The 12,031-nt window shown below is 67.9% G+C and carries 12 protein-coding genes; 7 read left to right on the forward strand and 5 right to left on the reverse strand.

Translation table 11 applies throughout. The features are described from left to right. Positions 1-289 precede the first annotated feature (289 nt). Together MHN80_RS25330 and MHN80_RS25335 are read left to right on the forward strand one after the other, a co-directional pair. Positions 290-1,333 carry a hypothetical protein gene (locus tag MHN80_RS25330; protein ID WP_239404112.1) on the forward strand — a complete coding sequence of 348 codons (1,044 nt, stop codon included), beginning with the start codon at positions 290-292 and terminating at the stop codon, positions 1,331-1,333. Next, entirely contained in the window at positions 1,330-1,932 is a 603-nt protein-coding gene (locus tag MHN80_RS25335) for a CoA pyrophosphatase (RefSeq protein WP_239404104.1), read from the forward strand. The genes MHN80_RS25330 and MHN80_RS25335 overlap by 4 nt, the downstream gene beginning before the upstream one ends. Positions 1,933-1,936: 4 nt before the next feature. Here MHN80_RS25335 and MHN80_RS25340 read toward each other — a convergent pair whose 3' ends face one another. Both MHN80_RS25340 and MHN80_RS25345 read right to left on the reverse strand, forming a co-directional pair. Next, complete coding sequence (locus tag MHN80_RS25340) at positions 1,937-3,517, reverse strand: hypothetical protein (protein WP_239404105.1); 1,581 nt, start codon at positions 3,515-3,517, stop codon at positions 1,937-1,939. Further along, positions 3,441-4,970, reverse strand: coding sequence for a BTAD domain-containing putative transcriptional regulator (locus MHN80_RS25345; protein WP_239404106.1), 1,530 nt, complete (start codon positions 4,968-4,970; stop codon positions 3,441-3,443). The genes MHN80_RS25340 and MHN80_RS25345 overlap by 77 nt, the downstream gene beginning before the upstream one ends. 74 nt (positions 4,971-5,044) lie before the next feature. Here MHN80_RS25345 and MHN80_RS25350 point away from each other — a divergent pair, with 74 nt between their 5' ends. The 5 genes from MHN80_RS25350 (at position 5,045) to MHN80_RS25370 (ending at position 9,906) form a co-directional block, all read left to right on the forward strand. Continuing rightward, entirely contained in the window at positions 5,045-5,740 is a 696-nt protein-coding gene (locus MHN80_RS25350; protein WP_239404107.1) for a hypothetical protein, read from the forward strand. Positions 5,741-5,864: 124 nt separating this feature from the next. Then, the gene (locus MHN80_RS25355; protein ID WP_004021349.1) at positions 5,865-6,416 is read left to right on the forward strand and encodes a YceI family protein; all 552 of its coding nucleotides are present in this window, start codon (positions 5,865-5,867) and stop codon (positions 6,414-6,416) included. Positions 6,417-6,739: 323 nt separating this feature from the next. Further along, positions 6,740-8,455: an adenylate/guanylate cyclase domain-containing protein gene (locus MHN80_RS25360; RefSeq protein ID WP_004021348.1), complete on the forward strand. Its 1,716-nt coding sequence runs from the start codon at positions 6,740-6,742 to the stop codon at positions 8,453-8,455. A gap of 121 nt (positions 8,456-8,576) precedes the next feature. Further along, complete coding sequence (locus MHN80_RS25365; RefSeq protein ID WP_004021347.1) at positions 8,577-9,467, forward strand: oxidoreductase; 891 nt, start codon at positions 8,577-8,579, stop codon at positions 9,465-9,467. Between the two features lie 91 nt (positions 9,468-9,558). Continuing rightward, positions 9,559-9,906 (forward strand): hypothetical protein, encoded by a 348-nt coding sequence (locus tag MHN80_RS25370; RefSeq protein ID WP_239404108.1) that lies wholly within the window; start codon positions 9,559-9,561, stop codon positions 9,904-9,906. A 33-nt stretch (positions 9,907-9,939) separates the two neighbouring features. Here the strand turns inward: MHN80_RS25370 and MHN80_RS25375 are convergent, their stop codons facing one another. The 3 genes from MHN80_RS25375 to MHN80_RS25385 form a co-directional block, all read right to left on the reverse strand. Continuing rightward, positions 9,940-10,458 (reverse strand): hypothetical protein, encoded by a 519-nt coding sequence (locus MHN80_RS25375; protein ID WP_239404109.1) that lies wholly within the window; start codon positions 10,456-10,458, stop codon positions 9,940-9,942. A 301-nt stretch (positions 10,459-10,759) separates the two neighbouring features. Next, positions 10,760-11,389, reverse strand: coding sequence for an alpha-ketoglutarate-dependent dioxygenase AlkB (locus MHN80_RS25380; protein ID WP_239404110.1), 630 nt, complete (start codon positions 11,387-11,389; stop codon positions 10,760-10,762). Between the two features lie 53 nt (positions 11,390-11,442). Then, a complete protein-coding gene (locus MHN80_RS25385) occupies positions 11,443-11,727 on the reverse strand; it encodes a GIY-YIG nuclease family protein (protein WP_064572140.1) in 285 nt (94 codons plus the stop codon). Between the last annotated feature and the right edge of the window lie 304 nt (positions 11,728-12,031).

Raw genomic sequence — 12,031 nt, forward strand, 5'->3', positions numbered from 1 at the left:
CGGCACAATGAGCCAACACCAGCCCGATACAGCCAGGGCGGTAACCAGCGGGAGAGCCAGATGCCTGGTGCTCAGAACCCAACCACCACCGAAGTGGCTAAACAACAGTGACACTGAAACCAGCGGGAGGGGGCACCTGGTCAACCAGCGGAAGGGTGTGCCGGCTCAACCAGCGGGGGTTGGGTGGTTTCGACGAGCTCAACCAGCGGGGGTGGGTGGTTTCGACAAGCTCGACCAGCGAGGACGGCGAACCGGCCATACTCGTTCAATGAGAACTCGCGCGACCACGGTGGTCGTCCGCAGCGTGTACGGTACCGCGGCCGTCGAGTGGTTCTTGATCATCGCGATCGCGACGATCATCGTCACCAGGCTGTACTTGCACCTGACCGGGTATCCGCAGATCGGCGGCGGCACCCTGCACATCGCGCACGCGCTGTGGGGCGGGGCGCTGATGATGCTGGCGCTGATCACCGGTTGGCTGTTTCTCGGGGCAACGGCGCGGATCGTCGCGATCGTGCTCGGCGGCATCGGTTTCGGGTTGTTCCTCGACGAGGTCGGCAAATTCGTCACCCGCACCAACGACTACTTCTACGGGCCGTCGGCGGAGATCATGTACGTGCTCGTCGTGATGATCCTGTTGATCAGCCGCGTCGTCCGAGATGTGCAGCGTCCCACCGGCGCCGAAGCGCTCGCCAATGCGGCGGTCATCGCGGCCGACGGTGTCGCACACGGGCTTCCGGAGCGCCGACGACGCCAAGCCGAAGAGTTCCTCGTCGTCGCGCAGGACAAGGGCCTCGATGCCGAGACGATCGGTCACATCCGGGCGCTCCTCGAGTCGAGCGAGGGCACGCCGGATCGGTTGATGCGGCTCCGCGACCGCGCGGTGGCGTTGATCCCAGGCTTCTTCCGGAGTCCCCGATGGATTCCCGTCGTCGGCTGGGGATTGGTGGTGGCCTCCGGCCTCACCATCGTCGTCGGCGTGTTGAGCTTCTACTTCACCGGGGATCGCAGCGAGGAACTCGACATCTACATCGAGCTCACCGGCAGTACTCCCGCCACGTGGATCCTGCTGGTCAGCGGCATCATCACCCTGGCGCTGGCCCTGCCGGCAATGGTCGCGCGCCGACGCGGGGTGGCCTCGGCGGGACCGCTTCGCGGGCTGCGTATCGCGGCGTTGGTGTTCATGCTGTCGAACGCCCTCGTCGACTTCGCGCTCGAAGGGTTCGGTGCCCTGTTCAACCTGGCCCTCGGGCTGTTCGCGCTCAGCATCGTGAGCTATCACCTCACGCAGGCGGTCACGACGGATGGCCGACATGATCAACTGAGGGTGTGACTACTCTCGATCGGGCCGTGGCCGCCGCGCGCGTCGACGCCTTTGACCGGCGCACCGCCGACGTCCCGGACGCCCGCGCCGCCTCGGTTGTCCTCGCCGTCGCCGAGAAGGACGGACGCCAGGGCATCTGGCTGTCCAAACGCCCGGCGACCATGCGACGCCACGCCGCGCAGTTCGCCCTGCCGGGCGGTCGGCTGGACCCCGGTGAGGACCATGTCACGGCCGGTCTGCGTGAACTCGACGAGGAACTCGGCATCCAGTTGCCCCCGAGTTCGGTGCTCGGTGCGCTCGACGACTACCCGACTCGATCGGGATTCGTGATCACCCCGATCGTCTGCTGGGCCGAGGAGTACCAGGAACCGACGCCCAATCCCGACGAGGTGGCCCTGCTGTTCTTCGTCACCTTCGAGGAACTGCTCGTCGAACCGCGATTCCTCACGATTCCACAGTCGGATCTGCCGGTCATCCAGCTGCCCATCGTCGGCTCCCTCGTCCACGCGCCGACGGCTGCGGTCATCTACCAGTTCGCCGAGGTGGTCCTGCGGGACCGACACGCCCGGGTCGACGGCTTCGAGCAGCCCGTGTTCGCCTGGAAGTGAGGCGTCAGCCGTCGCCGAGTCGATGCTCGGCGCGCCGCAGGTAAGGACGGGCGCCGGTGTCGCGCGCGACGCGTATGGCCTCCCGCAGATCGGCCGAGCCATCCATCCCGACGATCTGGCGTGCTGTTCCTCGATAGAGCGTCACCGGCCCCAGGCACACGAGTCCAGGCCACTGCACCAGAAGGCCCGACGACCAGTCCGCGGTGAACGGCTCGATGCGTCCGCAGATCTCGCGGGCGGCATCGCGGTGACGGTGATCGCACGAGATCGCGTACAGCGTCTCGATCAACAGCGGAACCCGGGCGACCACCCGCGAACCCGTCCACCCGCCGGCGTCCGCGGTGAGCTCGGTCGCCAGGTCGAGGGCACGGTCGAGGTCGCCGCTCTCGGCGGCGCCGAGAGCGATGACGAGGGCGAAGTCCTCGTCGACCTCTTCCGCGAGCGCGTCGAACGGCGGCAGCGCCGAGGCGAGGTCGCCTCGATGCCACGCCGCGATCGAGGCGCTGGTCGCCATCGAGGACTCGGCGAGAAGCCTTGCACGGTCCGACAGTTCGCCGACCGTCGCCGCGAACCGTTCGGTCAGCCTCGTGCTGGTCTCATGATCGCCGCGCAGGAGCGCGATCATGACCTGCCACCACAACTGCATGGTCTCCGCGTCGGTGCCGCCACCTCGTCCAGCGAGTCGGGTGAACTCGGTCGACAGCCGCCGCGCCAGACGGAGGTCACCTGCCTCCAACGCACACACACGTTGTAGGTGGAGTGCGGTGAGGCGCTTCTGGATGTCGCCCGCCGACAGTTCGTACAGCTCCCGCGCGATCTTGCGCCGATCCGCCAACCGGTCGGGAACCCACCGCACGAGGAAGTCGGCGAGCGCGATCTCGAAATCCACGGCGCCGCCGCCGTGGACGACCCGTGCCGCCCCGAGGTGATCGTCGGCGCCCGGCAAGCCGAGGACCGTCAACCGGGCTGCCTCAGACGCGTGCAGGCGCGCCGACACCTCTGGGGCCAACGCGTCGCCGTGTGTCAGCGCCTCACGGGCCAGCGCGGCGTCGTCGGCCTGCACGACGCCGTAACCGGACCAGTAGCCCGCGACCCCTCGGGGGGTCGACAGCAGCGCGGTGTCGGCGAGGGAGCGCCAGTCCCGCGCAGCCCGACTCGGAGCTGCGGCCGCTTCGAGAGACGCAGCCGCGGAATCGAACTCGCCGACACGGAGTGCGGCCTCACCGGCGATCCGGTGCAGCTCGACGGTCGACGACGGGTCCAGCCCGGGAAGGGAGAGCCCGCATCGGGCCAGGTCGAGCGCGCGATGGTCCGCCGACGCGGACAATGCGCGATGAGCCGCCCGGATACACGCCTGAGTGGCAACGGCGGTCGATGCCACGTCGACGGTGCCCCGGAACTCGCTCCTCAGGGGAGTGAGGTCGGTCAGCAGTCCGCTGCGCCGCGCTTCGTCGCCCACGCCTCGACCGAGAGCATCGGCCACCTCGGTGAACACGTCCTGGGGGAGTTCACCTCCGGCCACCGCAGCGATGATGACAAGCGCACGCGCGGCGTCGGACAGGTCGTCGAAGCGTGTCGAGATCATCGATCGGACCGGTTGGTTTCGATCCCACGACCCACCGGTCGCCGCCGCAACGCACAACTGTTGCGCCAGAGCGGGATTGCCGAACGACCGGGCGCTGATCGATGAGGGCGCGGATGTCGTCGGTGCCGAGCTCGCGCAGACGCAGGTCGGCGACCGGGCCGTGCCGATCCAGCGTCGACCGGAGGATTCGGACTGGCTCGGCGTCGGGGTCGCGGGAGGTGACCAGTACCGCCAACGGTGCCTGCCCGATGCCTGCCAGCACCCGGCCCAGCACACGCGCGGAGTCGGTGTCGAGCCATTGGGCGTCGTCGACGAGCAGCACTGATCGCCCGAAAGCGGCTACGTCAGACCAGATGTGGGCGGTGAGGTCGGTGACGATTCGCCCGGCCGGAATGGACGTCGTCGGGCCGGATACGGGTGACTCGCCGAACAGTTCCTCGAGTCCGCCGAACATCGGTCCGGGCGGCCCGGGGCGGCCGATGAAGCGGCGCGCGGTCGCACCGTGTCGGGAGACGAGGTGTTCCACGAGCGCGGTCTTCCCGATGCCCGACGGTCCGACCACGACCGCACCCGCGGGACGGTCCGTACTGGCGTTCCAGACCTGTTCGAGGACAGCGTGTTCCGCGGTGCGGCCGAACATTTCGCGTGTCGTCCGGGCCGGCGACGGTCGCGCGACGGCAGGGGAGGTCCGCATGACCACGGGAGACGGGTCGAGCAGATCGCCTTCGAGGGCGACGGTATCGGGGTGTGGATCGAGACCCAGGTCGTCGCGCAGGCCCTGCCGGAGCAGACGCAGGACATCGAGGGCGTCGACGGTGCGTCCGTCGTCGTGCAGTGCGTGGGCAAGTGTCCGCGCGGCGCCCTCGCGGTAGGGATGGCGTCGGCACAGCGGCGTCAGCAGCGCCACTGAACGACGGTGCTCGCCCACGGTGCGCAGCGCGTCGGCGGCGGTCTCGGTGAGTTCGGCCCGCATCTCCTCGAGTCGGACGAGTTCGGGTGCGATGTCGGGGATGTCGGCGATCTCCGGAAGCGGATCGCCGCGCCAGAGTTCCAGGGCTCGGCACAACACCTCTGCGCCGGCCCGAGGGTCGGTCCGGACCAGCTGCAGTCCTTCTTGTCCGAGTTTGTCCAGCAGGTCGAGGTCGGTGACCGCTCCGTCGCAGCGCAGCACGTATCCCGCGGGCACGGTGTCGATGCGCACGACACCGGTGGGGCCGAGCGTCCGGCGCAATCGTGAGACGTAACCGTGCAACGTGCTCACCGCCGACGCCGGTGGACGACCGCGCCACAGCAGTTCGGTCACCCGCTCGGGGGAGCACGCCGTGCGTTCGGCGGTGAGGATGGCCAGCAATTCGGCGTGTTTGCGGGCCGTCATCGTGATCGGCGACCCGTCGGCGCCCGTCACCGACAGCGGGCCCAGGACCCGGATCGCCAGTTGTGGATCGGAAGCCAACACACGCGCCGTTCGTCGGGCCGCACCAGTCGCGCACAAGGCTAACACCAGTGGGGGCCGTCAGCGTTGCGGTCATGACTACCACCGCACACACCCAGAACCAGAACGACAACGCGACCGGCGCCGATGGTCCCGGCCCGTTCCGCAGTCCGAGTTGGCAGGTCCTGCGCCGCCTCAGCGGGGGCGCCCTGACATTCGGCGGGCTCGCCTGCATCGCCGGCGGCACCCTGCACCCCATCGTCGACGGCGAAGCCCATTCGGTGGAGGCGCTACAGGGGGCGGGCGCGCCATGGGCGCAGATCCTGCTCGCGATCGGCACGACCCTGCTGCTTCTCGGCCTGCCCGGGATGTATGCGTGGCTGGCGCCCCGGGTCGGGATCGCCGGACTGATCGGCCTCGTCGCCTACGCGGTCGGCAACCTCGTCACCGCAACCGGTCACCTCACGATCGAATTGTTCGTCGCGTATCCCTTTGCGCACGATCCGGACAGGGCCGCGCTCATCGCTGCCGACGACTCGATGCTGGGCACCTCGGCCTTCGAACTGCTCAACACGGTCGGCGGCCTCGTGATGCTCGCCGGGATGGGGATCTTCGGTGTCAGCCTCATCCGCAACCGGGCGGTACCGCTTTGGATCGGGATCCTGACCGTGGTCGGCATGGTCGGGTTCATGCTGCCTATCCCGGCGATCGCCGGGATCTCCGGCTTCATCTACGAGGCGCCCCGCGGCATCGCCATCGCCGCGATCGGAGTGTTGATGATGCGGAGGTGACGTAGATCACACCAGCGCCGGGGATGAAATCGGACCGCGGTCCGGTTAGTGTCTGGTGATGGGTCGCGAAGGCCCACAGCCACCATTCGAGACCCGAACGAACACTTTCTGGAAGGACCACGACATGACCTCCGCAACCACCGTCAAGGCACCCGTCCCCGCTGGCACCTGGACCATCGACGCCGTCCACTCGGCGATCAACTTCACCGTCAAGCACCTCATGGTCAGCAAGGTCCGCGGTAGCTTCGACACCTTCTCCGGCACCATCACGGTCGACGAGAACGGCACCCCGGCCGTTCAGGCCGAGATCGACGTGACCTCGATCAACACCCGTAACGAGCAGCGCGACGGCCACATCAAGTCCGCCGACTTCTTCGACGCCGAGAAGTTCCCGACGGCCACCTTCGTGTCCACCGGCGTGCGTCAGAACGGCGACGACTACCTGCTCGACGGCGATTTCACCCTGAAGGGCGTCACCAAGCCCGTCACCCTCGAACTCGAGTACCTGGGGACCAACCCCGGCATGGGCCAGGGCACCGTTGCCGGCTTCGAGGCGAAGATCGTGCTCAGCCGCAAGGAGTTCGGCATCGACATCGAGATGCCGCTCGAGGGCGGTGGCGTCGTCGTCGGCGACAAGATCACCATCAACCTCGAGATCGAGGCCCTGCAGGCCTGATCCGCACCTGACCCCCGAATGGACCGGCACCGTGAGGTGCCGGTCCATTCGTGGTTTCGACACGCCGCGTGGCCGCTTCGCGTCCGCGTGGCGGCTCAACCAGCGGGGGATGGCCGCGTGGCCGCTTCGCGTCCGCGTGGCGGCTCAACCAGCGGGGGATGGGCGCGTGGCCGCTTCGCGTCCGCGTGGCGGCTCAACCAGCGGGGGATGGCCGCGTGGCGCCTAGTCGAAGCCACTTGGCTTGCGACAAGGGTCGTTGGACACCTCTGCGACGGCGCCTCCTTGGGTAGGCTGCGGAGAACGCCGTCAGGCAGGAGAGGCCGATGGGACGACCACGCCGGACCCGTCGTGGTGCGTCGTGGATGCGTCTGCGCCGACGCACCGCGGGTTTTCTGTGGGGCGTGTCGACGGTCCCGAGTCCGCGCGGATGGGCCCGGATCGGGCCGACGATGCGCAGCAAGATCGCTCTTCACGCCACCGTCACTGCGATGACGGCCGTGATCGCCAGCAATGCGGTGATCGGCGTCGAGACCTTCCTGCTCGTCCAACTCGCCTTCAACGGCGGACAACTGACCTTCGACGAGACGCTGGGTGCGCCGAATTTCCCGGTCGTCGTAGGGGCGATCGTCGTCGGTATCCTCACCAACCTGCTGCTCGGAATGCTCGCGGTCCGGCCTCAACTGCGCTGGTTCATCAGCTGCCAACCCGCCGACCATGCCCGACGACGCGCAGTGCAGCGGATACCGATCGTGCAGCTCGGGGTCACGGTCGTCTCCTGGAGTGCGGCAGCCCTGTTCTACGTGTTCATCGCCGAGGAACTGACGACCGCGACCGTCGCGGGCGTCGCGGTGGCCTTCGCGCTGGCCGGTATGTCGAGCGCTTGTCTCACCTACCTGTTCGCCGAGCGCGCCGCCCGGCCCCTGGCTGTCGTCGTTCTCGAGGATTTCCCGACGAATCACGTGATGAACGGTGTGCGGGTACGGATGCTGGCCGTGTGGGCCGTGAGCTCGGCGGTGCCGATGGTCGGTCTGCTGACCGTCAACGCAGGCCGGTGGACCGGTCTGTTGCCCGACGTCTACGGTGCCGTCGACTGGACGACGGTGATCCTGTGCCTGGTGGGTCTCGCATCGGGAGCCCGTGTCATCGCGCTTGTCGGACAAGCGATCACCGACCCGTTGACCGAGATGCGCCGCGCGGTTCACCGCGTCGACCACGGGGACTACAAGGCACGCGTGCCCGTCTACGACTCATCGGAACTCGGCGTGCTGCAACACGGTTTCAACCAGATGGTCGAAGGTCTCGCCGAACGTGACCGGATGCGTGAGATCTTCGCGCGCCACGTCGGCGACACCGTGGCCGATCTCGCGATCTCCGACGGGGTCGGCATGCACGGCACCAACAAACGAGTCGGCGTCCTCTTCGTCGACATCGTCGGATCGACGGGACTGGCGCAGCAACGCAGTCCCGATGACACCGCCGCGCTGCTCAATGCGTTCTTCAGCATCGTCGCCGACGTCGTCGACCAGCACTCCGGCTTCGTCAACAAATTCGAGGGCGACGCCGCGCTCGCCGTCTTCGGCGCACCCGTCGAGATCGACGACCCGGCCGGCGCTGCGTTGGGAGCGGCCCGCGATCTCGCCGACCGCCTGGCCAGCAGCCTCGACATCCGTTGGGGGATAGGCGTTTCCTACGGCGAGGCGTTCGCGGGCAACATCGGCGCCGAACGGCGCTACGAGTACACCGTCATCGGCGACCCGGTGAACGAGTGCGCCCGTTTGTCCGACATGGCCAAGACCGGGCGGATCCCGGCGCTGGCGAGCGGGGCGGCCGTCGAGTCGGCAGGCGAGGAAGCCGAGGAATGGAAGCTTCTCGGTACTCGGATCATGCGCGGACGCTCGGAGCCAACCGCCTTCTACGCGCCGATCCAGCTCGTCGAGCGGCTCGGATCGTCGACCAATCTGATCGCGGAACTGTTGCGGCCTGCCCGGCGGATCGTCGGCGCGAATCCGTTGCGGCTGACGACATTCTTCGGCGGGTAGGCTCGCCGAACGCCGGGGACGTCCACGGCGACTCGTTGACGTCGTCCCGGCCTGTCAATAGCGTGGGCCGCATGGACCCGGCGTCGGTGCCGGGCCTGACAACGCATCCCAGGGGGTCGTGATGAGTGGTTGGACGAATTCAGATGTGCCGGACCAGGCGGGCCGGACGTTCGTGGTGACCGGCGCCAACAGCGGTCTCGGCTATCAGACCGCCAAGGTCCTGGTCCGCGCCGGCGCCGACGTGGTCCTCGCGTGCCGGAACACCGCGAAAGCCGACGCCGTGGCGTCGGAGCTGGGGCCGAAGGCGACCGTCGCCAAACTGGACCTCGCCGACCTCGAATCGGTGCGCAGCTTTGCCGCCGGGATCACCGGCGCCGACGTCCTCATCAACAACGCGGGGCTGATGGCGGTGCCGTTCCGGCGCACCGCCGACGGTTTCGAGATGCAGATCGGCACCAATCATCTCGGGCACTTCGCCCTCACCGCGCTGCTGCTGCCGAAGATCACCGAGCGTGTGGTGACCGTGTCCTCGACGATGCACCAGATCGGCGACATCCAACTCGACGACCTGAACTGGGAGCAGCGCCGCTACCGCCGGTGGCGGGCCTACGGCGACTCGAAGATGGCCAACCTCATGTTCGGCAAGGAACTCGCCGCGCGGCTGGCCGCGGCCGGGTCGTCGAAGAAGTCGTTGATCGCCCATCCCGGTTATGCGTCAACGGAATTGCAGGGCAGGAGTGAGAACTTCTCCGACTTCTTCGCGAAGCTGGGCAACAAGCTGCCGATCGCCCAGCCGGCGGCCGACGGTGCACTGCCCCAGCTGTACGCGGCAACTGTGCCGGACGCGGAGTCCGGGACGTTCTTCGGGCCCACCCAGATGTTCGGCATGCGCGGTGCGCCCGGTCGGAGCGGTTACAAGAAGGCCGCCGACAAGGCGGAGTTCCGAGCGGCGCTCTGGGAAGAATCCGAGCGCCTGACGGGTGAGAAGTTCGACGTCGGCGCCGCGGGCTGACGAACGGAGTCGCCACGCGATTCGTTCCCATGATCGGACGAATTGTGTTCGGGATCGAGAACTTCGGACGCTGGTGCCATAGATTCTCGGCATGGCTCTGTCGAAAGTCTCGTTGCGTATCGTCCTCGCCGGCGCCGCGTGTGTTGCCGGCGCGGCATTCTCCACCGTCTCGGCTCCGTCGGCGTCGGCCGAACCCACCGGATGTGTGGCGGGCTCGGCGTTCGTTGTCGCGGCGTCGTACTGCAGTGGTGGGACGGGTGAGCATCGGGTCGAAGCGGCCTGCGTCGTACCTTCGCTCTACGCCACGTTGTTCACAGCCCCCGGACCCTGGACGGCGCCTGGCCAGCTGTCCGTCGTGACGATCGGTGCGCCGACGACGTCGCCGACTGCGGCCGGGAGCTGCGTTCTCCCGGTCTTCGCCGGAACCGGGACGCGCTGACACCGAACGCTCGGCCGACGTCCGGCGACGTGACTACTGGACGCTGAACGCGATGCGGTTCGACGCACCCGAGATGGTGTCGGTGACGCGGATGGTGAAATCGCCCGCGCCCTTGAAGAAGTAGGACTTCACCGCAGTGCAGTCCTGCGTTTTGAACAGGGAAGCCTGCTTGGGGACCTTGGGTCCGGACAGACGGACCTCCATGCGGCACTCGTTGCCGTCGACGATCGGCCCGGCGTCGATGATCGAATTCCAGCGCACACCCAGACGCGAGTTCTTCGGGTAGGTGTTGGGCACGATCGCCTGGGTCTTGTCGGGCGTGTAGACCCACACATTGATCGACTTGATGCCGTTCGGCGCGCCGGGACGACCGAGCTTGCCGTAATGCGTCACCTTGTCGCCGCCTGACGAACCGAGCGCGGCGCTCCCGGAGTCGAGGCTGCCGCTCGCGCTTCCGAACAGTGTGTCGAGCGGGCTCGCGGTCGCCGGCGCGACCGGCAGGGCCAGGACGGCGGTGGCGAGCAGGGCGGCGGCGATACGGGTGCGCTTCATGACTTCTCTCGGTCCTCGCGGTTTATAACGAAATGATTAAAGCACGATCGCCCGCTGGTTGACCCGGCACCGAGCCGAAGGCACTTGGTGACCTACCCCCGCTGCTCGGCTGGCGGGAGAGCCCTGCCCCCGCTGGTCTCGGCGAGCGGGAGGGCCCTGCCCCCGCTGGTCTCGGCGAGCGGGAGGGCCCTGCCCCCGCTGGTCTCGGCGAGCGGGAGAGCCCTACCCCCCGCTGGTTGAGCCGGCTCCGAGCGGAGCGAGGCGCCGAGTCGAAACCACTTGGCGACCGCAACGGCCCACATCACCACACCCCGGGCGGCCTCAGTTGAATGCTGATCCGGGCGCCGACACCACGCACCTTGGGGACCGCGTGTTCCCAGGTGCGTTGGCAACTCCCACCCATGACAAGCAGGTCGCCCGACGACAGCGTGAACTTCAGTGACCGCCCACCACCGCGGGGTCGCAGCATGAGGGGGCGAGGTGAACCGAGCGAGATGATGGCGACCATCGTGTCGTGTGTGGACGCCCGGCCGATCCGGTCACCGTGCCACGCAACCGAGTCATTGCCGTCGCGGTAGAGGCTGATCCCGGCCGTCGAGAATCCCTCGGGCAGTTCGTCGCGGTAGTGCTCGGTCAGCGCGGTGCGTGCGTCGGTGATGATCGGATCGGGGAACAGGTGATCGGCCTGGTAGATGGAGACAAGCCGCGGGACCTCGACCACCCGCTCGTACATACGACGTCGCTCGGCCCGCCAGGGGACGCACTCGCTGAGTCGGTCGAAGAGTTCGTCGGCGCCCCTGATCCAGCCGGGACACAGGTCGACCCACGCCCCCTCGGTGAGCGGGCGCCGCGAGATCGAGGTCGCCAGGTTTCCGAGCGTCGGCTCCGCTGACTGCTCAGAGAACAAGGAGCCTTGGGTACCGAGGGACATGGCTGCAGGGTACACCCGAATAGCACGTGTGTTCGAGTGTTCTGCGCCTGCCGTCACCTCCCATCCGCGCGCGACAGTTCCGGCAGCAGGTCGAGCCGGCCCTCGATGAGTGCGGTCCGCTTCGCGCGCGACCAGCCATGAATGCGACGCTCTGCTGCGTAGGCCTCGCCGATATGCGGGAACTCTTGCTGGTAGACGAGCCGAACCGGCCGACGAGGACGCGTGTAGCGCGATCCGTTCCCCGACTGGTGCTGGTCGAGTCGATGCTCGACGTCCCGGGTGCTGCCGACGTACAGCGTGCCGTCCGAGCATTCCAGGATGTAGAGGAATCCACTCATGGTGTGACGGTCCCAGGATTGCTGCGATAAATCGGTCAGAGTCTCCACAGCCGACGGACCGTGGCGAGCCTGTCCACAGGGCGGTGGGGGTCGGGTTTCGCGGATCGGTCACCAGTTGGCTTCGACTCGGCGCCTCGCTTCGCTCGGGGCCGGCTCAACCAGCGGTGGGGACTGCCGGGCTCATAGCTCCTATGTCAAGCGGCGGCGGGTGTGGGGTTGTCGGCTGTGCGGGTGCGGGCGTGGTGGTCGGTGGTGAGGTTGTTGTAGACGACGCGGGCGAGTCGGCGTTTGAGGCAGCGCATCG

It is taken from the genome of Gordonia sp. McavH-238-E (genome assembly GCF_022348225.1).
Classification (GTDB): Bacteria; Actinomycetota; Actinomycetes; order Mycobacteriales; family Mycobacteriaceae; genus Gordonia; species Gordonia terrae.

Bases quoted from the DNA above. Each gene is read 5' to 3' on its own strand.
- MHN80_RS25340 (WP_239404105.1), bottom strand. From the start codon at position 3,517: ATGATCTCGACACGCTTCGACGACCTGTCCGACGCCGCGCGTGCGCTT.
- MHN80_RS25350 (WP_239404107.1), top strand. From the start codon at position 5,045: ATGACTACCACCGCACACACCCAGAACCAGAACGACAACGCGACCGGC.
- MHN80_RS25355 (WP_004021349.1), top strand. From the start codon at position 5,865: ATGACCTCCGCAACCACCGTCAAGGCACCCGTCCCCGCTGGCACCTGG.
- MHN80_RS25360 (WP_004021348.1), top strand. From the start codon at position 6,740: ATGGGACGACCACGCCGGACCCGTCGTGGTGCGTCGTGGATGCGTCTG.
- MHN80_RS25365 (WP_004021347.1), top strand. From the start codon at position 8,577: ATGAGTGGTTGGACGAATTCAGATGTGCCGGACCAGGCGGGCCGGACG.
- MHN80_RS25370 (WP_239404108.1), top strand. From the start codon at position 9,559: ATGGCTCTGTCGAAAGTCTCGTTGCGTATCGTCCTCGCCGGCGCCGCG.
- MHN80_RS25375 (WP_239404109.1), bottom strand. From the start codon at position 10,458: ATGAAGCGCACCCGTATCGCCGCCGCCCTGCTCGCCACCGCCGTCCTG.
- MHN80_RS25380 (WP_239404110.1), bottom strand. From the start codon at position 11,389: ATGTCCCTCGGTACCCAAGGCTCCTTGTTCTCTGAGCAGTCAGCGGAG.
- MHN80_RS25385 (WP_064572140.1), bottom strand. From the start codon at position 11,727: ATGAGTGGATTCCTCTACATCCTGGAATGCTCGGACGGCACGCTGTAC.